The 20,556-nt window shown below is 60.8% G+C and carries 23 protein-coding genes; 16 read left to right on the top strand and 7 right to left on the bottom strand.

Going from position 1 to position 20,556, the window contains the following annotated elements:
• Positions 1-129 precede the first annotated feature (129 nt).
• On the top strand, positions 130-1,686 hold the full coding sequence (locus JFU57_RS27475) for a TerC family protein (protein ID WP_078468792.1): 1,557 nt from the start codon (positions 130-132) through the stop codon (positions 1,684-1,686).
• Positions 1,687-1,731: 45 nt separating this feature from the next.
• Here JFU57_RS27475 and lepB read toward each other — a convergent pair whose 3' ends face one another.
• A complete protein-coding gene (lepB, locus tag JFU57_RS27470) occupies positions 1,732-2,526 on the bottom strand; it encodes a signal peptidase I (RefSeq protein ID WP_201131471.1) in 795 nt (264 codons plus the stop codon).
• Positions 2,527-2,625: 99 nt separating this feature from the next.
• A complete protein-coding gene (locus JFU57_RS27465) occupies positions 2,626-3,534 on the bottom strand; it encodes a LysR substrate-binding domain-containing protein (RefSeq protein WP_201131470.1) in 909 nt (302 codons plus the stop codon).
• A gap of 149 nt (positions 3,535-3,683) precedes the next feature.
• On the opposite strand from JFU57_RS27465, the gene JFU57_RS27460 reads away from it, so the two are divergent.
• The 3 genes from JFU57_RS27460 (at position 3,684) to JFU57_RS27450 (ending at position 7,099) form a co-directional block, all read left to right on the top strand.
• Positions 3,684-4,985, top strand: a complete 1,302-nt coding sequence (locus JFU57_RS27460) for an NAD(P)/FAD-dependent oxidoreductase (protein ID WP_078468795.1) — start codon at positions 3,684-3,686, stop codon at positions 4,983-4,985.
• Between the two features lie 47 nt (positions 4,986-5,032).
• Positions 5,033-6,133: a polyamine ABC transporter substrate-binding protein gene (locus JFU57_RS27455; protein WP_201131469.1), complete on the top strand. Its 1,101-nt coding sequence runs from the start codon at positions 5,033-5,035 to the stop codon at positions 6,131-6,133.
• A 177-nt stretch (positions 6,134-6,310) separates the two neighbouring features.
• Positions 6,311-7,099 (top strand): hypothetical protein, encoded by a 789-nt coding sequence (locus tag JFU57_RS27450; protein ID WP_078468797.1) that lies wholly within the window; start codon positions 6,311-6,313, stop codon positions 7,097-7,099.
• A 71-nt stretch (positions 7,100-7,170) separates the two neighbouring features.
• Here JFU57_RS27450 and JFU57_RS27445 read toward each other — a convergent pair whose 3' ends face one another.
• Complete coding sequence (locus JFU57_RS27445; protein WP_201131468.1) at positions 7,171-8,169, bottom strand: bile acid:sodium symporter family protein; 999 nt, start codon at positions 8,167-8,169, stop codon at positions 7,171-7,173.
• An 85-nt stretch (positions 8,170-8,254) separates the two neighbouring features.
• Here JFU57_RS27445 and JFU57_RS27440 point away from each other — a divergent pair, with 85 nt between their 5' ends.
• Both JFU57_RS27440 and JFU57_RS27435 read left to right on the top strand, forming a co-directional pair.
• Positions 8,255-9,043 carry an AraC family transcriptional regulator gene (locus JFU57_RS27440; RefSeq protein ID WP_201131467.1) on the top strand — a complete coding sequence of 263 codons (789 nt, stop codon included), beginning with the start codon at positions 8,255-8,257 and terminating at the stop codon, positions 9,041-9,043.
• 94 nt (positions 9,044-9,137) lie between these two features.
• The gene (locus tag JFU57_RS27435; protein WP_201131466.1) at positions 9,138-9,491 is read left to right on the top strand and encodes a hypothetical protein; all 354 of its coding nucleotides are present in this window, start codon (positions 9,138-9,140) and stop codon (positions 9,489-9,491) included.
• A gap of 3 nt (positions 9,492-9,494) precedes the next feature.
• Here the strand turns inward: JFU57_RS27435 and JFU57_RS27430 are convergent, their stop codons facing one another.
• Positions 9,495-9,974, bottom strand: coding sequence for an Lrp/AsnC ligand binding domain-containing protein (locus JFU57_RS27430; RefSeq protein ID WP_201131465.1), 480 nt, complete (start codon positions 9,972-9,974; stop codon positions 9,495-9,497).
• Positions 9,975-10,108: 134 nt separating this feature from the next.
• On the opposite strand from JFU57_RS27430, the gene JFU57_RS27425 reads away from it, so the two are divergent.
• The 6 genes from JFU57_RS27425 (at position 10,109) to JFU57_RS27400 (ending at position 13,957) form a co-directional block, all read left to right on the top strand.
• Positions 10,109-11,149, top strand: a complete 1,041-nt coding sequence (locus tag JFU57_RS27425) for a zinc-dependent alcohol dehydrogenase family protein (RefSeq protein ID WP_201131464.1) — start codon at positions 10,109-10,111, stop codon at positions 11,147-11,149.
• A gap of 140 nt (positions 11,150-11,289) precedes the next feature.
• Positions 11,290-11,538, top strand: a complete 249-nt coding sequence (locus JFU57_RS27420) for a type II toxin-antitoxin system Phd/YefM family antitoxin (RefSeq protein ID WP_201131463.1) — start codon at positions 11,290-11,292, stop codon at positions 11,536-11,538.
• Positions 11,528-11,809, top strand: coding sequence for a type II toxin-antitoxin system RelE family toxin (locus tag JFU57_RS27415; protein WP_201131462.1), 282 nt, complete (start codon positions 11,528-11,530; stop codon positions 11,807-11,809). Before JFU57_RS27420 ends, JFU57_RS27415 begins: the two co-directional genes overlap by 11 nt.
• A gap of 54 nt (positions 11,810-11,863) precedes the next feature.
• A complete protein-coding gene (locus JFU57_RS27410) occupies positions 11,864-12,124 on the top strand; it encodes a hypothetical protein (protein WP_201131461.1) in 261 nt (86 codons plus the stop codon).
• A complete protein-coding gene (locus JFU57_RS27405; protein ID WP_201131460.1) occupies positions 12,124-12,357 on the top strand; it encodes a hypothetical protein in 234 nt (77 codons plus the stop codon). The genes JFU57_RS27410 and JFU57_RS27405 overlap by 1 nt, the downstream gene beginning before the upstream one ends.
• A gap of 166 nt (positions 12,358-12,523) precedes the next feature.
• Positions 12,524-13,957 carry an RtcB family protein gene (locus JFU57_RS27400; protein ID WP_201131459.1) on the top strand — a complete coding sequence of 478 codons (1,434 nt, stop codon included), beginning with the start codon at positions 12,524-12,526 and terminating at the stop codon, positions 13,955-13,957.
• Positions 13,958-14,071: 114 nt separating this feature from the next.
• Here the strand turns inward: JFU57_RS27400 and JFU57_RS27395 are convergent, their stop codons facing one another.
• The 3 genes from JFU57_RS27395 to JFU57_RS27385 form a co-directional block, all read right to left on the bottom strand.
• Positions 14,072-15,157, bottom strand: coding sequence for an SMEK domain-containing protein (locus tag JFU57_RS27395; RefSeq protein WP_201131458.1), 1,086 nt, complete (start codon positions 15,155-15,157; stop codon positions 14,072-14,074).
• Between the two features lie 301 nt (positions 15,158-15,458).
• Entirely contained in the window at positions 15,459-15,884 is a 426-nt protein-coding gene (locus JFU57_RS27390; protein ID WP_201131457.1) for a type II toxin-antitoxin system HicB family antitoxin, read from the bottom strand.
• A 468-nt stretch (positions 15,885-16,352) separates the two neighbouring features.
• Positions 16,353-16,625: a hypothetical protein gene (locus tag JFU57_RS27385; protein ID WP_201131456.1), complete on the bottom strand. Its 273-nt coding sequence runs from the start codon at positions 16,623-16,625 to the stop codon at positions 16,353-16,355.
• A 771-nt stretch (positions 16,626-17,396) separates the two neighbouring features.
• On the opposite strand from JFU57_RS27385, the gene JFU57_RS27380 reads away from it, so the two are divergent.
• The 4 genes from JFU57_RS27380 (at position 17,397) to JFU57_RS27365 (ending at position 20,552) form a co-directional block, all read left to right on the top strand.
• On the top strand, positions 17,397-18,245 hold the full coding sequence (locus JFU57_RS27380; RefSeq protein WP_201132215.1) for a transporter substrate-binding domain-containing protein: 849 nt from the start codon (positions 17,397-17,399) through the stop codon (positions 18,243-18,245).
• Between the two features lie 178 nt (positions 18,246-18,423).
• Entirely contained in the window at positions 18,424-19,086 is a 663-nt protein-coding gene (locus tag JFU57_RS27375; RefSeq protein WP_201131455.1) for an amino acid ABC transporter permease, read from the top strand.
• Between the two features lie 9 nt (positions 19,087-19,095).
• A complete protein-coding gene (locus JFU57_RS27370) occupies positions 19,096-19,758 on the top strand; it encodes an amino acid ABC transporter permease (protein ID WP_078468810.1) in 663 nt (220 codons plus the stop codon).
• The gene (locus tag JFU57_RS27365) at positions 19,755-20,552 is read left to right on the top strand and encodes an amino acid ABC transporter ATP-binding protein (protein ID WP_201131454.1); all 798 of its coding nucleotides are present in this window, start codon (positions 19,755-19,757) and stop codon (positions 20,550-20,552) included. The genes JFU57_RS27370 and JFU57_RS27365 overlap by 4 nt, the downstream gene beginning before the upstream one ends.
• The last annotated feature ends 4 nt before the right edge of the window (positions 20,553-20,556 follow it).

Genomic DNA, 20,556 nt, shown 5'->3' with positions numbered 1-20,556 from the left:
TTTTTCGATTCTCGCCAACGGTTGCCCTGGTCGGTCGGCGCATGCGCCCGATTCCTGCTACAACCCGTTGTGCGGGCGTTTTTTTGCGCCCGGCTGCCTGAATTCAATTAGAGAGATCGCGTCGTTTTTATGGAATGGATAGTGGACCCCACGGCCTGGCTTGGCCTGTTGACCCTGATCGTGCTCGAGCTGGTGCTGGGTATCGACAACCTGGTGTTTATTGCGATTCTGGCGGACAAGCTGCCGCCCCATCAGCGCGACCGGGCGCGGATCATCGGCCTGTCCCTGGCGCTGTTGATGCGCCTGGGCCTGCTGGCCAGTATTTCGTGGCTGGTCACCCTGACGCAGCCGCTGTTCGAGGTGTTCGACAAGAGCTTCTCCGGGCGTGACCTGATCATGCTGTTCGGCGGTGTGTTCCTGCTGTTCAAGGCCACCATGGAATTGCACGAACGGCTTGAGGGCCATATCAGCCAGCGTACCGGCAACGCCGCCTACGCCATGTTCTGGCCGATCGTGGCGCAGATCGTGGTGCTTGACGCGGTGTTCTCCCTGGATGCGGTGATCACCGCCGTGGGTATGGTCGACGAACTGGCGGTGATGATGATCGCGGTGATCATTTCCATCGGCCTGATGATCGTCGCCAGCAAACCCTTGACCCGCTTCGTCAATGCGCACCCGACGGTGATCATGCTGTGCCTGGGCTTCTTGATGATGATCGGTTTTGCCCTGACTGCCGAAGGCCTGGGCTTCCACATTCCCAAGGGCTACCTGTACGCGGCCATTGGCTTCTCGATCCTGATCGAAGTGTTCAACCAGATCGCCCGTGCCCGGCGCAAGAAGTCGATGCAGGGCCTGCGGCCGATGCGCGAGCGTACAGCTCACGCGGTAATGCGTCTGCTGGGCGGGCGGAAACTGGCGGTGGAGGAGGTGGGTGAGGAAATTGCCGACCTGCTGGACAACGGCCAGGAACCCACTGCCGAGCTGTTCGACCGGCGCGAGCGGGTGATGATCAGCGGCGTGCTGCAACTGGCCGAGCGGCCGATCCGCAGCATCATGACCGCGCGTGCCGATGTCGACCATATCGACCTGGCGGACAGCCCCGAGGTCATCCGCACCAAGCTTATGCATTCGTCCTATTCGCGCCTGCCGCTGATCCGCAATGGCGCGGTGGATGAACCCCTGGGCTTCGTGCACAAGAAGGAACTGCTCAAGGAATACCTGGCCGGCAATCCGCCGAACCTGGAGCACCTGGCGCGCAAGACGCCGAACCTGCTGGACAGTTTCTCGATCCTCAATGCCCTGGAACAGATGCGCAAGGCCTCGACCCACATCGCCTTCGTGATCAACGAATTCGGCGATTTCATCGGGCTGTTGACCATGACCGACATTCTCGAATCCATCGCCGGCGAGTTGCCGGACGCCAGCGAAATCGAAGGCCCGGACATTGTCGAGACCGAGGATGGGCTATTGGTCGGCGGCGCGTTGAACCTGACACAGATCCGCCAGCGCACCGGCTTCGCCGCCGAGCCGACCGATGATTATCAGACCCTGGCCGGGTTGGTCATCAGCCTGCTGGACCGCCTGCCGGTGATCGGCGATCGCCTGGAATGGCAGGGCTGGAGCCTTGAGGTGATAGCTGTGGAAGAGCGCCGGGTCACCCGGGTCCTGCTCAAGCGCCTGGGGTAGCCGCCGGGGGCGCTGCCGGATGCCGGCGCGCCCCACGGCAGGGCCTCAATCGAAACGGGTGCCGATCCGGCTGCGGTCCGGGGCGAGCCAGATACCCGTGATCCGACCGGTAATGTCGGACTCGGCGACCTGTCCCATAAAGCGGCTGTCATTGCTGTTGTCGCGGTTGTCCCCCAGCAGGTAGACATGGCCCGGCTCGACCTGCAGCGCTGCCAGGTGCTGCGAGTAATCTCTCCTGGCCCGCTCGGGCGGGGCGAAGAACAGGCCCAGGTTGCGGCCGTTGACCAGCACATTGCCGTCGACAATCGCCAGGGTATCGCCGGCCACCGCCGCCACCCGTTTCACCACCTCGGTGCCGTTGTAGCGGTGGACCACGATATCGCCGACCTTGACCGGCCCCGGGCGCAGGTCGGAGACGATGTAGTCACCCAGATCCAGGGTTGGGATCATCGAGCCGGACGGGACGTAGTAGGTCTTGAATCCCAGCAGGTGCGGGCGCAGCGGTTCGAACATGACCACCGTCACCAGCACCAGGCCCGCCAGGTACAGCAGGTGCATCCGGGTGCTGGGGTAGCGCGCGCTGGCACTGTTGCGTGAGGCCGATACGGCAGCAGTGATGGCCGAGGCGAGTTTGATCGACACCACCCACAGCAGAAACAGCAGCACGCCCACGGGGCTGGCCAGCAGCCCGCAGAGCCCCATCAGCGCCAAGCCGCCGTAGAGTGCGGCAGCAGTCCACACGCCCCATTTGACCCGGCCGACATACACCAGGCCCCAGCCTGCCGCCACACAGGACATGACGAAAGCGAGCAGCGGGTTCTTGCGGGCGAGTGTGGTCATGGGAAGCGTCCATCTGCAGAGGGGGCCGTATCCTAGCGAGTTGCGTGCGCTGACGGAAGGCGCTTCAAGCCTGGGGCGAATCGCGTGCTGCCTACGCCCTCATTCCCTTTCCCCAACTGCTGCCGACTGGGTCTGAAACCAGTCCAGCACTGCGTTGCAAGCTGGGTGCGCGGCGCCGCTGTCGCGCAGCCAAAGGGCGTAGACGCCGCCGGTTTTCAGTGGCTGGCCAAAGGGCACGATCAGGCTGCCACGGCTGATGGCGTCCTGGGCCAGGACCCGGTCGGTCATGGCCACGCCCAGGCCGCGGGCGGCGGCGTCCAGTGCCAGGTCGTCGAGGTTGAACATCAGGTGCTGGTAGTTGTGCGGTGTCTGGTCGGTCTGGGCCTGCAACCACACGGTCCATTCGTGACGGCTGGTGGAGCCATGGATCAGCGCATGCTCGGCCAGTTGGTCCAGGGAGCGTGGCGGCGGCAGGCCGTCGCTCAACTGCGGGGCGCACACCGGAATCAGGTACTCATCGAACAGCGGCGTCAGCGCCCGCTCATCCAGCCCGTCCCGCAGGTACAACACGTAGGCGTCGCAGTCGCCGCCGGTGTCCACCGTCTCGCCACCGACGGTTTCGATGGACAGGCACAACCCGGGGTTGGCCGCGTAGAACCCGCTGAGTCGGGGCAGCAGCCAGCGCACCGCCAGCGAGACAAAGATCCGGATCCGAAACGGCTGCTCCAGCGGCGCCGGTGCCAGGCGTTGTTGCAGGCCGCCCAGGGCGCGCAGCAGCTCCAGGGCCACGCCGTATACGTCGCGCCCCTGTTCGGTGAGTGATACCCGACGGCTGGTGCGCTCGAACAGCGCCACCGCGTAATGCTCCTCCAGTTGCTGGATCTGCCGGCTGACTGCGCTCTGTGTCAGGTGCAGGCGGCTGGCGGCAGCGGTGAAGCTGTTGCTCTCGGCCACATGGACCAGGGTCTGCAGGGCTTGCAGTGACGGTATCCGGAGTGGGTTATCCATGCGTTTCTCGAATAGATGGATGAATTAATAACGTTCGAAACCGGGCGCTGATCTCCATAGATTGTAGGCATTGGATTGTAGGTATTCAGCGCAAGCGGGGGCGGCGTAACGATTCCCCTGGCGCATCGATTCTGAAGGAGTGGCAGGCATTGAACAATGTATGTGGCTGGATTGCCCTGGCAGGTGAGTCGCCCCAGCGGCCGACGCTGGCGGGCTCGCAGAAAACCGACTGGCTGATTATCGGCGGCGGCATCACTGGGCTCTCGGCGGCCCACAGCCTAGCGCAGATGTTCCCCCAGCAGCGCATCGTGCTGGTCGAGCGTCAGCGCGTGGCCCAGGGCGCCTCGGCCCGCAACTCCGGGTTTGTGGTCAGCCACGAACTGCCCGGTGCCAGCGAGCTGCTGGGCCAGCCCGGCCACGCCGGCTACCAGTTGGCCTCGCGCATCGGCGTCGCTGCCGGCCTTGAAGTGCGTCAGCGGATTGCCGAGTTGGGCATCGACTGTGAACTCAGCAACGCCGGCTACCACTTTGCCGTGCATCAACCCCAGCGCCTGGAACACGCCCAGCAGTGCGTGGCCACCCTCAACGCAGTCGGGGCCCAGGCCAGCGTGCTGGAGGGCGCGGCGTTGCAGCAGCGGCTGGGCAGCGCCTTTTACCAGCGGGCGATCCATTGCGGCGGCGGCAACGGCCTGTTGCAGCCGGCCAAGTACGTCAAAGGCCTGCTGGACAGCCTGCCGAACCAGGTCGAGGTATTTGAGAACAGCGCCATCGATGACCTGCAACCGTTGCCCGGCCGCGGCTGGAAAGCGCGCAGCGCCGAGGGCGAAATCGAGGCCGCACAAGTGCTGGTCTGCGTCGGCGCCTTCTTGCCCCGGGTTGGCCTGCGTCGCAGCCAGACCTTTGCCCTGGAACTGAGCGCCAGCATTACCCGACCCTTGACCGAAGAGCCCTGGCAAACCCTGTTCGACGACCAGGGTTGGGGCGTGCTCTCGACCCTGCCGGGCGGGGCCACGGTGCGCCTGTTGCCGGGCCGGCGGCTGCTGATGCGCAACACCGTGGAGTATCGCCAGCGCGACCTCGACCGCGTGGAGTTGGCAGATCGCCGGCAGCAGCATTTGCACGGCTTGCAACGCCGCTTCCCGGGGATCGTGGCCGAGGATCTGCAACACACCTGGACCGGGCACCTGAGTGCCACGCGCTCTGGCGAACCGTATTTCGGGCGTATCGCCGAGCGTTTGCACGGGGTCTCCGGCTGCAACGGCTCCGGTGTGGCGCGCGGCACCCTGTGGGGTCGATTGCTGGCGCAGATGGCCGCCGGGGGCGACTCCCAGGTGCTGCGCGATGTGTTGTCCCAGGCTCGGCCCGGCTACCTGCCGCCCAAGCCGTTTTTTGATATCGGCGCGGCGCTGCGCATGGGCTGGGAAGTCAGGCGCGCGCAAAACGAACGTTAACCGTCGCGGCGAGGTTCGCCGCAACAATAAAAAAGAGAGGCGGCAACATGCTCAATCGCATACCCACAGCGTGGTTCACCCCGGCCCTGGTCCTGGCCTTGTCGGTCGGTTCGGTACAGGCGGCAGAGTCTGTGCGCATCGCCAACTGGAGCGGCTACATCGCCCCCGACACCCTGGCCAACTTCACCCGCCAGACCGGGATCCAGACCACCTACGACGTGATCGACAGCAACGAGACCACTGAAGCCAAGTTGATGACCGGCGGCAGCGGTTACGACCTGGTCAGCCCGTCCAACCACTTTCTGCCACGGTTGATCCAGGCCGGGGCGATCCAGGAGCTGGACAAGAGCAAGTTGCCGAACTGGAACAACCTCGACCCCAAACTGATGAAGATTCTCGAGGCCAGCGACCCCGGCAACCGCTACGCGATCCCTTACATGTGGGTCACGGTGGGCATCGGCTACAACGTCGACAAGATCAAGGCGATCTTCGGCAACACCGACATCACCCAGTCCTGGCAGATGCTGTTCAAGCCGGAAAACATCGAGAAGCTCAAGCAGTGCGGGGTGGCCTTTCTCGATAACCCGACGCAGATGGTGCCCATCACCCTCAACAGCCTGGGCCTGGATCCCACCAGCGAACAACCGGCCGACCTGAAGCGCGCCGAGCAGGCGTTGCTGGCCATCCGGCCGTCGATCCTGTACTTCCACCAGTCCAAGTACGTCAGTGACCTGGCCAACGGCAATATCTGCGTCGCCATCGGCTTCAGCGGCGATGTGCTGCAAGCCATGGCGACCGCCAAACAGGCCAATAACGGGGTCAACCTGGGGTACAGCATTCCCCGGGAAGGCTCGACCGTGGCCGTGGACATGGTCGCCATCCCGAAAAACGCCCCGCACCTGGACAACGCCTACACCTACATGAACTACCTGCTGGACCCGAAAGTGATTGCCACTATCAGCAACGCCGTGCAGTACGCCAATGGCAACGCGGCGTCCCTGCCATACATCGAGCCCGGGCTGCGCAACAACCCGGCGGCCTATCCCGAACCGTCGGTGCTCGAGACCCTGTTCACCATCAAGACCATGTCACCCGCCGGCATGCGCTTGAGCACCCGGTTGTGGACACGGATCACCAGTGGTACGTGATCGGGCTTCGCAGCAAAGGGGGAGCAGGGCGGGGTAAAAACTGCGGGCTAAAGCGGACAAAGACGCATTCGTGTGTTATCAAGCCGCGCTTGTCGTAAGCGTTGAGCGACTGGCGCGGCGTCAGCCCATCACCCCCTGTCTTTGTCTGTGAGTCTCAAGCAAATGGAATGCTCCCCGTTGTCCACCCGTTCCCCGTTGATCATGGCGACCCTCGCCGCCGGCCTGCTGGCGCTTGGCGGCTGCCAGAAACCGACCCCGGCCGAAGCCGCCGCCATTGAGGCGGTGGACCGGCAGCAGGTGGACCAGGGCTTTATCGAAGCATTTAGCCAGGTGCTCTATCGCAATGCCCTGGGAGCCAACCAGCAAGGGCTGATCGGGGCGGTGGACATGCACATGACCCTCAATGCGCAAAACCGTGTGCTGGCGTGCACGGCGCGGCCCAGCACCCACTACCTCATCGCCGATAAACGCAGTGACGCAGGGCTGCTCAAACTGGCGACCGAGCTGTGCTGGAACACCCTTCTCCCCGGGGTCTCGCCGCAGGTGTTCAAGGACGCCGACGACACTCAGGTCATCGTTGCGCCTTTGGTTTTTCCATCCCTGGATGCGCTGTCGATTGAGCAGAAGCAGCGCCAGGCGGTGCGCGTGAGCCTGTACCAGCAGATGCGCTTCCTGCGCGAGCAACTGGTGGCCCGGCAGAGCGTGGAGGGGGTCGGGGTGGCCAGTTTCCGCTATGTCGCCAATGCCCAGGGTCAGGTGCAGGAGTGCCAGGTGAGGCTGGAACCGAGCCCCTATCGCCCCGGCGAATTCAAACCTGATAGCGCCCTGCAGCAGCGCCTCGCCAGCCAGTGCCAACAACTGGACCTGCGGCAGATGCCCGGCTTCGCCACCGGCCCCGAGGGCCTGGCGCAAGGCTTCGTTTCCGTGGACTACAGCCCGTGGATGAATGGCGCCAGGGCCAACTGATACACACTGCTGACGCTGTAGCCGCGGCCTCGCAGGCTCGGCAGCGGCTACAGGTCAGCAGGGGTAGGCGATTACGGGTCGACCTGGGCCATCAGCTCGGGGATGGATTCCGGGCGTTTGGCGTAGCGCTGGGCCAGCACCGCGCAGACCATCAACTGGATCTGGTGAAACAGCATCAACGGCAGGATCAGCACGCCGATGGTGCTGCCGGCGAACAGTACCTGGGCCATGGGCACGCCGGTGGCCAGGCTCTTTTTCGAACCGCAGAACAAAATGGTGATGCGGTCTTCCTGGTTAAATCCGAACGCCTTGCTCAGCACGCTGGACGCCACCAGCACCAGCGCCAGCAGAATGCAGCAGACCACCACCAGCCCCCCCAGCTCCCACAGCGGAATCTGATGCCAGATGCCTTCATTCACCGCTTCGCTGAACGCGCCGTAGACCACCAGCAAAATCGACCCCTGGTCGACAAACTTCAGCCAGTTCTTGTTGCGGCCAACCCAGGCGCCGATCCAGCGGCGGGCGATCTGCCCGAGGATAAACGGCAGCAGCAATTGCAGGCTGATCTTGAGGATCGCATCCAGGGTCGAGCCGCCTTCACCGTGCACATTCAGCAGCAGGGTCACCAGCAACGGGGTCAGGAAAATCCCGAACAGGCTGGACGCCGCCGCGCTGCAGATCGCCGCCGGAATATTGCCCCGAGCCAGGGAGGTGAAGGCAATCGCCGACTGCACTGTGGCGGGCAGGGCGCACAGGTAAAGCATGCCCATGTACAGGTCGTTGCCGATCAGCGGCGACAGCAACGGCTTGAGCGCCAGGCCCAGCAGCGGGAACAGGATAAAGGTCAGGCTGAACACCAGCAGGTGCAGGCGCCAATGGCCGGCGCCGGCGATGATCGCCTCTCGCGAGAGCTTGGCGCCATGCAGGAAAAACAACAGGGCAATGGCGGCGTTGGTCAGCCAGCCAAAGCCCACGGCCACCTGGCCGCTGGCGGGCAGGAAACTGGCGAGCAGCACCACGCCGATCAGGGTCAGGGTGAAATTGTCGGGCAAAAGACGTGAGCGAGTCATAGCGGGATCATCCGGGGGTTGCCAAGAGCGATTGCGCGACTCTAACGTGACGGCTGTTTGCCGACTAACGCCAATGAGCCAGTTAATGCCGCCTAAAGGACATGAAAAGATCGTCCGGCGCAGTATCCCCGGTCTTCCCAGCCTGCCTCGACCGGTTTACGGCCGCACCGAATCACTGCCCAATCGCGCCCTGACCCGGCGCCACAGCCACCCCTGGGTGCAATTGTCGTACGCCATCGCCGGGGTGCTGGAGGTGCAGACCAGTGCCGGACGCTTCATTGCGCCGCCCCAGCGCGCGGTGTGGATCCCCGCCGGCATGCCGCACAAGGTGTTCAGCTCGCCGCGGACCGAAATGCGCAGCCTGTACCTGGATTGCAGCGTCACCGCCTGGGCGCCCGATGCCTGCCAGGTACTGGCGGTCAGCAGCCTGCTGCGCGAGCTGATCCGCAGTTTCAGCCAGTTGCCGGTGGAGTACGCCGAAGACGGCGCCGACGGGCGCCTGGCCCAGGTGCTGCTGGACCAATTGGCCGCCGCGCCGCAGCTCGACCTGATGCTGCCGCTGCCCCACGACCCGCGCCTGCGGCAGATCTATCGCAGCCTGCAACTGCACCCTGAACAGGCCACCACCCTGGGCCAGTGGAGCCACAAACTCGGGGTCGCGGAAAAAACCCTCAGCCGCCTGTTCGTGCACGACACCGGCCTGACCTTCCGCGCCTGGCGCCAGCGCCTGCGCCTGCTCGGCGCCCTGACCCCGCTGGAGCAGGGCGAGCGTGTGACCGATGTGGCGCTGGCCTGCGGCTATGACTCGACCTCGGCGTTTATTGCCGCGTTTCGTCAGCAGTTTGATTCCACGCCAGGGGAGTTTTTTCGCTAACGCCTGAGCGACCCTTCCTTAATAGTGTTTGGCTGGCGGCCGGCAGCGGATAAGATCCGAGCCTGACTTTTCAAGGATCGAAGCCGGTGGGCCCATGACCGACAAAAAGACACCGCCTCAGCAGCCGCGATTGTTCCCGGTCCACAGCAAACACATGACCCTGGAGTTCGACGCCTACGACAGCGAACTCGGGTGTGCGGTCTGCGCCTACCTGGTCGAGGAACTGGGGTTTGAGCGAAGAGGTGAGCGTGTCGATGGCTGGGACGAGGGCATCTCGCCGTCTTTCGTGCGTGACGGCCTGGAGCTCCAGGCGGGCTGGAGCCATTGGGCCGATGGTGACTACCTGGTTGCGGTCTGCGACCGTGGCGATCAACTTTTGCGCGAAATATTCGCGGCCACGGGCCCCGACCTCAGCTTTCAGCCGCAGCGCAGTGGGCCGCCTGAGTAACCTTCAACTCGCCGCCAAATGATCCAGGGGCAGGATATTGGTCACCTTTATTTCCCGCAGGGAAATATTCGAGCAGATGCTCAGTACCCCGGGCAGTTTTCTCAGGACCTGTTCCACGAAGCGGCTGTAGTCGTCCAGGTCCCGGGCCACCACCTGCAACAGAAAATCGGCCGCGCCGGTGGTGTTGTGGCAGGCCAGCACGTTGGGGCAGGCGCGGATGATGTTCTCGAACTCGGCGGTGACCTCTTCCCCATGCTGGGTGCAGGCAATCTGCACAAAGGCCATGACCCCCATGCCGAGCTTTCGCCGATTGAGCACCGCCTGGTAGCCCTCGATCACCCCGGCGTCTTCCAGGCGTTTCTGCCGGCGCCAGCAGGAGGCTTCGCTCATGCCCAGATGCTCGGCCAGTTTGGCGTTGGACAGCTTGCCGTCCTGCTGCAGGCGGTCGGCGATGGCGGCGTCCTGCTTGTCGAATTTTTCCACCTGCAAGATCCTTTCAGTCAGTGCTGGAGATCTGTAAGGCTATTTCGGATTTTTCAGTTATTCAAGACCAAATAGAAAGGTAAATTCAGCGATCGTCTTCATACTGATGAAATGTTTCAGATAAGGAGCAGTTCATGAAAGCAGTGGTCTTCGAAGCATTCTCCGCGCCGCCCACCGTCCAGACCGTGGCCGACCCTACCCCCGAAAATCACGGGGTGGTGGTCAAGGTCATGGCCACCGGCGTGTGCCGCAGCGACTGGCACGGCTGGGTCGGGCATGACACCGATATCGAATTGCCCCACGTGCCCGGGCATGAACTGGCCGGGATCGTCGAGGCGGTCGGCAAGGACGTGACGCGCTGGAAAGTTGGCGACCGCATCACCGTGCCCTTTGTCGGCGGTTGCGGTGCCTGCCCGGAATGCAGCGCCGGCCATCACCAGGTGTGCGATCGGCAGTTTCAGCCGGGTTTTACCCACTGGGGCTCGTTCGCCGAATACGTGTCGCTGCATCAGGCCGATATCAACCTGGTGGCGTTGCCCGAGAGCCTCGACTTCACCACTGCCGCGAGCCTGGGTTGCCGCTTCGTCACCTCGTTCCGCGCGGTGGTCGACCAGGGCCAGACCCGCGCCGGGCAATGGGTCGCGGTCCACGGCTGCGGCGGCGTGGGGCTGTCGGCAGTGATGATTGCCAGCGCCATCGGCGCCAACGTCGTGGCCATCGACATCGCCGAAGACAAGCTTGAACTGGCCCGCAGCCTGGGCGCGGTGGCCACCGTCAACGCCAGCCGCGTGGCGAATGTGGTGGAGGCGGTCAGGGATATCACCCAGGGCGGTGCCCATGTGTCGCTGGATGCCCTGGGCCACCCCACGACCTGCTTCAACTCCATCAGCAACCTGCGCAAGCGGGGCAAGCACGTGCAAGTCGGGCTGATGCTCGGCGAACACAGCACACCGATCATCCCCATGAGCACGGTGATCGCCAAAGAACTGGAAATCCTCGGCAGCCACGGCATGCAGGCGCACCGCTATGACGCGATGTTCGCCATGATGCAGTCCGGCAAACTGGCACCGCAGAAGCTGATTGGCCGCACCATCAGCCTGGAACAGTCGATCGAGGCATTGATGAACATGGACAAGTTCGAGGTGGCGGGGGTGACGGTGGTCAATAGCTTTTGAGGTGAGGGCAGGGGCGGCGCGGGTCATGATGCCGGGTTGTTATGGCTGGAGAACGGATGAGGCGTCATCCGGTCATACGCCTGATTGAGATAAAAAGTGCTATTTTCAGCACTCTTAACAGCACTCGCGGGAGCCCCCTCATGACTCATGTCCTTCTGTCTCACGTAGTCGCGAGTATTTCCGAACTCAAGAAAAACCCCATGGGCACCGTCGCTGCGGGTGGTGGTTCGACGGTGGCCATACTTAATCGCAACGAACCCGCGTTCTATTGTGTTCCGGCCCGAGAATACGAGGCGATGATGGAGCGCCTGGACGATTTGGAACTGGTCGCCCTGTGCCGCGAGCGGGAGAACGACCCGACCATCAAGGTTTCGCTCGATGACTTATGAGCTGGAGTTTTCGCAGAAGGCCTGGAAAGAGTGGCAAAAACTAGGCGCCACGCTGAAGGAGCAGTTCAAGAGCAAACTTCAGGAGCGGTTGCTCAATCCTCATGTTCCGGCCGACCGCCTTAGCGGCCTGGGTAATGCTTATAAAATCAAATTGCGCAGCGCGGGCTATCGCCTGGTGTATCGGGTGGTGGATGAAGTGCTGGTGGTAACGGTGATTGCCGTGGGCAAGCGCGAGCGTGGCCGGGTTTATCAAGACGCCAGCAAGCGTTGAGTGCTCCAAGGCCGGCTGGAGAAAACTCACAGGTATAAGCGAGGTAGGACCGCTATGTTCACCCCGGAATTTGTTTCGCAGGAGCGCGGCGAATACATACTCGTCGCCAACCACAGCCTGGAAACTGGCCAGAGCGTTGACTTGAGTATCAAGTACAACCGGGCACGCATCCTGTTCTCGCGTCAGCATTTGCCTCAGGACTTGAAGGTTTGCAGGCTTGTTTATGACATTCGCGGGCAAGTGGTCGCCGCGTCGGATCTCGACAGAGTGGTTGGAAGCCTGTCGTCAATGTGCCAGGTGGAGTTCAAGCGCTGATGGGTATTCAGATCATTATCAAGTCCAACGACTTGGGCAGTATCCGCGCGGCGCTGGATGGGTTTGCGCCAGGTTGTGAAGTGTTTCCGATTGACCATGAGGTTTCGGGTGTGTCGATCCCGAGCCGGGTGCTGGAAGCCCATGGCGAACCCGCTCTCCAGGCCACGCTGGCCGCTTTTGAGTATTTTGATCTGTGGGCGGGCCGTTGGCAGAAGCCGGAGAAAATTCTGTAGCCGCTGCCGTAAAACCCCCGGTGCATACTCAAAAATCTGCCAGTCAGTCTTTACATCAAGCCCCCAATTCCTCATCATCCGCGCCGTCTAAGTTTCGCTGCTGACCAGACAATTCCAGCCACCAACAGGGTGGTTGTTTTGTTGCGTCCAAGAAAAGCAGTTGAAAATGACCAAGACTCCTCTGAAAAGAATTCAGCACAAGCTCGCCCGTTCCGGGGTGGCCATCGAACGCCTGAATTCCAATTCCCTCTCTATCTCTTCGATCAATGACGCCGGGCTCAAGGTGGATTTGCTGCTGCCTGACAGCTTTGCCATCGAAGAAAAAGCCATCCTGCAACTGATGGATTTCGCCAAGGTGGCTCACCCCCATGGCGGCGAAGTGAAGTGCGCCTGCGCCACGCCGGACTTCCACACCGGCAGCCCGATTCCGGTCGGCAGCGTGATTGTCACCAGCCACGACCTGGTGGTGCCGCAAGCCATTGGCACCGACATCAATTGCGGCATGCGCCTGCACAAACTGGGGCTGAACTACGAGCAGTTCATGGCGCAGAAAGCCAAGTGGACCGCCCTGGTGCGCGGTGATCTGCTGGAAGGCACGCGCAATATCCCCACCAGCCCGACGGCCATGAGTGCGCTGTTTGCTTCGGGGTTGGGAGATTTCTGGGCCCAGGTGCAGCAGCAGGACCCGATCGGGCTGTTTGCCGGGGCGGACTTTGGCCAATTGCAGCGTGAGCTTTCGGGCCTGCATGAGTCGTCCTTTGCCCGCGGCAGCACCGACTATGCGCCCGAGGCCCTGCAGGACCTTTCGCGCAAAATCCTCCGCGACCCGGGGCTGGGTTCCCTGGGCGGCGGCAATCACTTTGTCGAGATCCAGGTGGTCACCGAGCTGGTGGATCGCCAGGCTTGCTTCGCCCAGGGCCTGTCCGTGGGGCAGGTGGTGATGATGATTCACACCGGCTCCCGGGACGTGGGCTTTTATGTCGGGCGGAGCTGGATGGACAAGGCCAAGGCCCTGTGGCCGGCGGGGATCAAGCATCCCGACTCGAAGATCTTCGCCCTGTTTGGCGAGATGGCCGATGAGTACCTGCTGGCCATGCACAGCGCCGCCCACTACGCCGATGCCAACCGCGCGCTGATCGCCGAGATGGTACGCCAGCGCACCCGGCAGGTGTTTGGCGCCGGCATCGAGGCGCCGCTGATTGTCGATGTGCCGCACAACATTGTGCTGCGCGAAGAGGGCGGCAACGTCCACCGCAAGGGCGCGACGCCGGCCTATGCCGGGCAGCCGCTGCTGATTCCGGGGAGCATGGGGCATGATTCCTACCTGCTCACCGGGTTGGGCAATGAGCGCTGGCTGCGCTCGGCCAGCCATGGCGCCGGGCGCTCCATGTCGCGCAGCGAAGTGGTGTTCAAGGCCAAGAAGGACAAGGCCTTTCTCGGCCTGAATGGGGTGGAGTGCATCACTACCAAGGAGGAGCGGATGATCGAGGAAGCACCGGGGGCCTACAAGGAGATTGGCCAGGTGATTCAGTCCCAGGTGGAAGAGGGGACGGTGTCGGTGATAGCGCGGTTTTCGCCGATTCTGACGTTCAAGGCTTGATCGAAATCTCTCTCGGGCAGTAGAGACAAGATAGAAATCGATACCCTGAGAAGTACAGGCTGGCCTAGGATCGGCAGCCTGTACTAGAGGAAATAGAGCTTGAATAACATGTGATCAATAAGGTGTTTTACCAAAACTGACCAATTGCTGTTTGTGGTCGTTGATAAGCTTCATAAGCTGTAGCAGTTTGCTGCGAATGCTTCTGCAGTATTCAAGTTCTGAATCGTTTAATTCCAGGCCGTCTTTGAAAATACGATGAAATGACTGAAAACCATCCCAGCTTTGCGGCTCGCTCCAGCGCCCCACTGACTCGAAACCCTTGGGGAAACGGTTGTTAAAGTTATCTACAAGTTCCGCAACCAGCTCGTCGATATCCTGTTCAAGCTGACGAAAGTCTGGAAGCTGTGACCATTTTTTAAAATTGCTTCCTGGTTTCATTGATGCTTGTTGACGGAGTGAGTTAAAAGCGCATAACGATCTGAAATCTCTGACTTCGATGTGCCGGCAGTAATCAGTGCGCGGAAGATTAGCAAGTGGGTTGTATGGAAGTTTGCTTAGTTCCCGTTGATAGTTGATGGCTTTTTCGTGGTGTTCGTCGGTATTTATTGTGCCGAATCTGGGAGGGTGTGTTCCGTCCAGCCAATACTTCACACAGTCGTGGGCGCGTGTGAGGGGGCCATCACTCTTAGTGCAGTCGCTCTGATACTTGACCCAGTCCACAATGTCTTGGAGCCCGAAAGTCGAAACAAGATTCTTGTCATAGCTATTTACTTTAACTTTTGGTGCGCGATTATGGGCGGCATAAATGATCCATATCCTGGTGTATTGTTCTTTTAGCTGATGCTTGATGAAATTGTTAATGGTGTGATTGATCTTCTGTTGGGTGTTTTCTCCCTGGAAGGTTATTTGCACACAGACACCGTTTCTTTCATCAGCCAAGTCGATGGCGGGATAGTTGATTCCATTTTGCTCGTCGGCGGGCTTTTCACTCAATTGGGGAGTGTTGGGCCATATATTCATGTTTCTGAAACTGAAGCCTGCATGCGACCCTGCTTCATTGAGCAAGTGCATGAAAAGAGTCTCGGCCTTTTTTGCTTCGTCGGTGAAACCCTGTTTGCATTCGTCGATTACGGCATACGCGTGTTGGCGTAGTCTCTGGCTCAGGTATTCGATCATGCGTTCTGCTGATGCAAGCGCCATTGTCTGGTCCTTGGCTTCGTTGTTTGAGGTTAGCTATCAGCTCGGTAGTGGCGGTTCTCCTTGCTGTCTACCGGCACGGATAATTGTCCTTTCTTGTTTTTCTCGAAATTTACAATATTCGTCAGGTTTTCAGCTGGAGCGCGTAAAACTTGAGCAATTTGATTGAGTGGGTGAGCTTTACCGCAGTGTTGAAAAATGGATGCAGTGAGGGAGAACAAGAAGCTCTTTGCCCGACCAAGATCAAAAGCCAAGCAACAGAGAGTTTCTGTAAGCCCGGAATTTTTCGGTTTTTCATTTGGGGTTACGCCGCTTCAACAGACACCGAAAGGCGTTTGCCAAGAGCGGCCAAAGCCATTTCCAATTGTTCCATCTTGGAGGTGTGCAGGAAGTCGACCAGCCGATCTCCCTGGGCTTGGTGAATACCCAGTAGCCGACACAGATCGGCCTTGCGCATATCCCGCTCCATCATGGTGTTCCAAAGCACGATCTTGGCCACGGTCACTGTGGGTAAATGAATGATGTATTCCCCGTCTTGCAGTGCAGAGGCTTGGGGGATGGCGCGGCGCTGATCAACGTAAATCGAGAGGGTGGTTTCGATTGCATAAAGGGCTTCTTTGAGTGCGTGTTCACGATCATTGCCGAAGCTGTTTAGCTCCGGCAGATCACGGCAGAACACTGCAAGCCCTGGCGTGCTGTCCTGCTCAAAGCGAATGGCGTAGTCGTACATGGTCACTCCTTATCAAGCTGAAGGCTGGCTTCGGCTTCAGTCTTTCTCTGTAGCCGCTGCCGTAGGCTGCGCTGGCCGGTTCAAACGCCTTAGATATTCCTGATGCAACGGTGCTTAGCAAAGCTTGTTGGGGGGCATATCCGTTGCTGCGGTAATGGCTGCTTAGGGTTTCGCCCTTACGGCGAGTCCCTTTTGTCAAACGCCACAAAAGGAACCAAAAAGTCTCGCCCCGAGCGTACGGCCCTCGCTGCGCTCGGGTTCCCTCGTTCCGGCGTCCCTCAGGGGGCATCGCTTCCAGCGACGTCTTCGACTGCGTCGAAGGGCGCTGCGCGCCAATCCCCTGATGAACACCTCCACTCGGCCTGCCGAAGGGGCGGGTGGATCAAGATCAAAAGCAGGGTCAAAAGCCGGAGCCAGAGCCAGAGCCAGAGCACAGCATGTGCAATGGCTTTGGCTTGGCGCTACGGGTTAACGCTGTGGTAGGTCCATCGCTTTTTGTTCTGCCACGCGCAACACGTCGCATCCGTCCTGCAATAACAGGGTTGCCACGCTGGAGAAGCGCATCAGGTCGAGGTCGTCGGCGTTGCGGCTGGTCATGTTGGAGACGCTGTCGAGCATGTCGCGGGCAGCGCGGATGCGCAGGCCGGCGTAGTTCAGCAGATCAAGCAGGGGGGCTTGAGGGTTGATAAAGGCGACGGGGTGGTCGGTGGTGTTGGAAGAAGTGAAAGGTTGGTAATCCATATCAGTGACGCTCCATAACTTAGGTAGCTACCACCAATCGCGGCCAAGCGAAGCAGGGTGGCAACTGTACGCGGGTTGGCCGACCGGGCCTAAGCATCCCGGCACACCCGAAGGTGTCCCACGCACAGTCGCCATAACACGAACGTGCGAGCGCAAAAAAAGCGCTTGCCTTGTTATGGGGAGCGCCTGTGCGCTTAGGATGCTGACGGCCAAGTCAGATCGCTGAATTTGCAGCGACGGGTCGGACTATAGGGCGATCCAGTGAGTCAGGCAAGGTTACAGGGCGTTGGGTTGTTCAGTTTTGTGCTGAGAATTGTTGCCAGCTATTGGAATTAATGAGGCCCTACTAATGCCAGTCAGTTAAGGGCAAGCACTGTCATTGTGGCGAGGGAGCTTGCTCCCGCTGGGCCGCGCAGCGGACCCAAAAAGGGGACTGCTACGCTCCGGAGCGCCGGCCGGTCCCACGGGAGCAAGCTCCCTCACCACAGGTTATGTTTCGTTCGCTCTAAAGCGTAACTGATCGGCATTTGGGCTCCCCCGCCGCACCATTTTGTGTGCTGCCGAATCACTTCTCGTACCTTTGCGTATCACTCCCGCTCACTCCATTTGTAACGCCAAAACCCGCGCTGTCCCCATCCCCTTGATTCCCTTCAATTTCCCCATCCCCCTGTCATCCCTTCCCATCCCGTGGCACACTTCCTGCTGTCTATTCCGTTGTTACATACCATGTTCCGGTATAGCGGAATAAACACCATCCTTGGAGTGCTTGTCATGCATCGCGGACTTTCCTTGTTTAAAGCGTGTGTGTTGCTTGCTGTGTCGTTGGCTGGGGCTGTGGGGGGGGCGCAGGCGGCGGACGTTAAGTTGGATTCGGTGCTCAAGCGTGGGCATTTGATTGTCGGGACGGGCAGTACCAATGCGCCGTGGCACTTCCAGGGGGCGGACGGGAAGTTGCAGGGGTTCGATATTGATATCGCCAGGATGGTGGCCAAGGGGTTGTTCAATGACCCGAGCAAGGTGGAGTTTGTGGTGCAGTCGTCTGATGCGCGGATTCCCAATCTGCTGACGGATAAGGTCGATATGAGCTGTCAGTTCATTACGGTCACCGCCAGCCGCGCGCAGCAGGTGGCGTTTACCTTGCCGTATTACCGCGAAGGGGTGGGGCTGCTGTTGCCGGCTAACAGCAAGTACAAGGAGATCGATGACCTCAAGGCCGGCGGTGATGGGGTGACGGTGGCGGTGTTGCAGAACGTGTACGCCGAGGAGTTGGTGCACCAGGCGTTGCCCAAGGCCAAGGTTGATCAGTACGACAGTGTCGATTTGATGTATCAGGCGGTGAACTCGGGGCGGGCCGATGCGGCGGCCACCGATCAGTCGTCGGTGAAGTATTTGATGGTGCAGAACCCCGGGCGTTATCGCAGCCCGGCTTATGCCTGGAGCCCGCAAACCTATGCCTGCGCGGTCAAGCGTGGGGATCAGGACTGGTTGAATTTCGTCAATACCACGTTGCACGAGGCGATGACCGGGGTTGAGTTCCCGACCTACGCGGCGTCGTTCAAGCAGTGGTTCGGTGTGGATCTGCCAACGCCCGAAATTGGTTTCCCCGTCGAATTCAAATGAAAACGACTGCGCTCAGAAATACGGCGTTGAAAACGGGATCGCACTGCTCATTGACTGACGTCAACTCCGCTTGCTCACCCGTTTTCGCCTTGTCTTTCTTTCGCTCGCCACGTTTTCAACACACACATTGCTGAGTGGGGCGCCCCTCGAAAGCGCCCTGCTCAAGGTGGTGCCGACCATGAATTATCAGTTGAACTTTGCCGCCGTGTGGCGCGATTTCGACACCTTGCTGGCGGGGCTCGGTTTGGGCTTGCAGCTGGCGCTGGTGTCGATCGCCATCGGTTGTGTGATCGGCCTGATGATGGCCTTTGCCTTGTTGAGCAGGCATCGGGCGTTGCGGGTGTTGGCCTCGGTGTATGTGACGGTGATCCGCAATACGCCGATTCTGGTGCTGATTCTGTTGATCTATTTCGCCCTGCCGAGCCTGGGGATTCGCTTGGATAAGGTGCCGTCGTTCATCGTCACCTTGTCGCTGTACGCGGGGGCGTATCTGACCGAGGTGTTTCGCGCCGGGCTGTTGAGTATTCCCAAGGGCCAGCGCGAGGCGGGTTTGGCCATTGGCCTGGGGGAGTGGCAGGTACGGGCCTATGTGACGGTGCCGGTGATGCTGCGCAATGTGTTGCCGGCGCTGTCCAACAACTTTATTTCGCTGTTCAAGGACACCTCTCTGGCCGCCGCCATTGCGGTGCCGGAGCTGACCTATTACGCGCGCAAGATCAACGTTGAAAGCTACCGAGTGATTGAAACCTGGATGGTGACCACGGCGTTGTATGTGGCGGCCTGTTACTTCATTGCCTTGCTGTTGCGCCATCTGGAGCAGCGGTTGGCGATCCGTCGCTAGGAGCCCGATATGTATCAAGCACCCAGTTGGTGGCATGAATTGTGGTTGGCCCGCGAGACGCTGTGGGCGGGGTTTCAGACCAGTGTCGGCTGTTCGGCCCTGGCGATTTTGTTCGGCACCCTGATCGGGGTGTTGGCCGGGCTGGTACTGACCTATGGCCGGTGGTGGATGCGGGCGCCGTTTCGGCTGTATGTGGACCTGATCCGCGGCACGCCGGTGTTTGTGCTGGTGCTGGCGTGCTTTTACATGGCGCCGGCCCTGGGTTGGCAGATCGGTGCGTTCGAGGCCGGGGCCCTGGGCCTGACGCTGTTTTGCGGCTCCCACGTGGCGGAGATTGTGCGCGGTGCGTTGCAGGCGATTCCCCGGGGGCAGATGGAGGCGAGCCAGGCCATTGGCCTGACGTTCAAACAGGCGCTGGCCTACGTGCTGTTGCCCCAGGCGCTGCGGCAGATTCTGCCGACCTGGGTCAACTCCTCGACGGAGATCGTCAAGGCCTCGACCCTGCTCTCGGTGATCGGCGTCGCCGAGTTGTTGCTCAGCACCCAGCAGATCATCGCCCGCACCTTTATGACGTTGGAGTTTTACCTGTTCGCCGGTTTGCTGTTTTTTCTTATCAACTACGGCATCGAACTCTTCGGCCGGACCATTGAAAAGCGGGTGGCCTTGCCATGACTCACGCTCACGTTTCCCTGCCAGCCGGCCAGCAGCCGTTGCTGAGCATTCGTAACCTGCACAAGCAATACGGCGCGGTGCAGGTGCTCAAGGGCGTCGACCTGGAGATGCCACGGGGCAATGTGGTGACCCTGATCGGCTCCAGCGGCTCGGGCAAGACCACGTTGCTGCGCTGCGTGAATATGCTGGAGGAATTCCAGGGCGGGCAGATTCTGCTCGACGGCGAATCCATCGGCTACCACGAGGTTGACGGCAAACGCCTGCGCCACCCGGAGAAGGTGATTGCCCAGCATCGGGCGATGACCGGGATGGCCTTTCAGCAGTTCAACCTGTTCCCTCATCTGACCGCGTTGCAGAACGTGACCCTGGGCCTGATCAAGGTCAAGAAGCTGGCCAAGGACGAGGCCGTGGCCCTCGCGGAAAAATGGCTGGAGCGGGTCGGGCTGCTGGAGCGCCGTGATCACTTTCCCGGGCAGTTGTCCGGCGGCCAGCAGCAGCGCGTGGCCATCGCCCGAGCCATTGCCATGAACCCGAGCCTGATGCTGTTCGATGAGGTGACCTCGGCCCTGGACCCGGAGTTGGTGGCCGAGGTGCTGAACGTGATCAAGGGCCTGGCGGACGAGGGCATGACCATGTTGCTGGTGACCCACGAAATGCGCTTTGCGTTCGAGGTTTCGGACCAGATTGTGTTTATGAACCAGGGCCGCATCGAGGAGCAGGGCCCGCCCAAAGAACTCTTCGAGCGCCCGCAGTCACCGCGCCTGGCGGAGTTTTTGAAGAACACCCGTTTCTGACTTT

It is taken from the genome of Pseudomonas sp. TH07 (genome assembly GCF_016651285.1).
Lineage (GTDB): Bacteria > Pseudomonadota > Gammaproteobacteria > Pseudomonadales > Pseudomonadaceae > Aquipseudomonas.
This window is presented reverse-complemented; position numbering and strand designations above follow the sequence as displayed.

Bases quoted from the DNA above. Each gene is read 5' to 3' on its own strand.
- JFU57_RS27475 (WP_078468792.1), top strand. From the start codon at position 130: ATGGAATGGATAGTGGACCCCACGGCCTGGCTTGGCCTGTTGACCCTG.
- lepB (WP_201131471.1), bottom strand. From the start codon at position 2,526: ATGACCACACTCGCCCGCAAGAACCCGCTGCTCGCTTTCGTCATGTCC.
- JFU57_RS27465 (WP_201131470.1), bottom strand. From the start codon at position 3,534: ATGGATAACCCACTCCGGATACCGTCACTGCAAGCCCTGCAGACCCTG.
- JFU57_RS27455 (WP_201131469.1), top strand. From the start codon at position 5,033: ATGCTCAATCGCATACCCACAGCGTGGTTCACCCCGGCCCTGGTCCTG.
- JFU57_RS27445 (WP_201131468.1), bottom strand. From the start codon at position 8,169: ATGACTCGCTCACGTCTTTTGCCCGACAATTTCACCCTGACCCTGATC.
- JFU57_RS27440 (WP_201131467.1), top strand. From the start codon at position 8,255: ATGCCGCCTAAAGGACATGAAAAGATCGTCCGGCGCAGTATCCCCGGT.
- JFU57_RS27435 (WP_201131466.1), top strand. From the start codon at position 9,138: ATGACCGACAAAAAGACACCGCCTCAGCAGCCGCGATTGTTCCCGGTC.
- JFU57_RS27425 (WP_201131464.1), top strand. From the start codon at position 10,109: ATGAAAGCAGTGGTCTTCGAAGCATTCTCCGCGCCGCCCACCGTCCAG.
- JFU57_RS27420 (WP_201131463.1), top strand. From the start codon at position 11,290: ATGACTCATGTCCTTCTGTCTCACGTAGTCGCGAGTATTTCCGAACTC.
- JFU57_RS27415 (WP_201131462.1), top strand. From the start codon at position 11,528: ATGACTTATGAGCTGGAGTTTTCGCAGAAGGCCTGGAAAGAGTGGCAA.
- JFU57_RS27410 (WP_201131461.1), top strand. From the start codon at position 11,864: ATGTTCACCCCGGAATTTGTTTCGCAGGAGCGCGGCGAATACATACTC.
- JFU57_RS27405 (WP_201131460.1), top strand. From the start codon at position 12,124: ATGGGTATTCAGATCATTATCAAGTCCAACGACTTGGGCAGTATCCGC.
- JFU57_RS27400 (WP_201131459.1), top strand. From the start codon at position 12,524: ATGACCAAGACTCCTCTGAAAAGAATTCAGCACAAGCTCGCCCGTTCC.
- JFU57_RS27395 (WP_201131458.1), bottom strand. From the start codon at position 15,157: ATGGCGCTTGCATCAGCAGAACGCATGATCGAATACCTGAGCCAGAGA.
- JFU57_RS27390 (WP_201131457.1), bottom strand. From the start codon at position 15,884: ATGTACGACTACGCCATTCGCTTTGAGCAGGACAGCACGCCAGGGCTT.
- JFU57_RS27385 (WP_201131456.1), bottom strand. From the start codon at position 16,625: ATGGATTACCAACCTTTCACTTCTTCCAACACCACCGACCACCCCGTC.
- JFU57_RS27380 (WP_201132215.1), top strand. From the start codon at position 17,397: ATGCATCGCGGACTTTCCTTGTTTAAAGCGTGTGTGTTGCTTGCTGTG.
- JFU57_RS27375 (WP_201131455.1), top strand. From the start codon at position 18,424: ATGAATTATCAGTTGAACTTTGCCGCCGTGTGGCGCGATTTCGACACC.
- JFU57_RS27370 (WP_078468810.1), top strand. From the start codon at position 19,096: ATGTATCAAGCACCCAGTTGGTGGCATGAATTGTGGTTGGCCCGCGAG.
- JFU57_RS27365 (WP_201131454.1), top strand. From the start codon at position 19,755: ATGACTCACGCTCACGTTTCCCTGCCAGCCGGCCAGCAGCCGTTGCTG.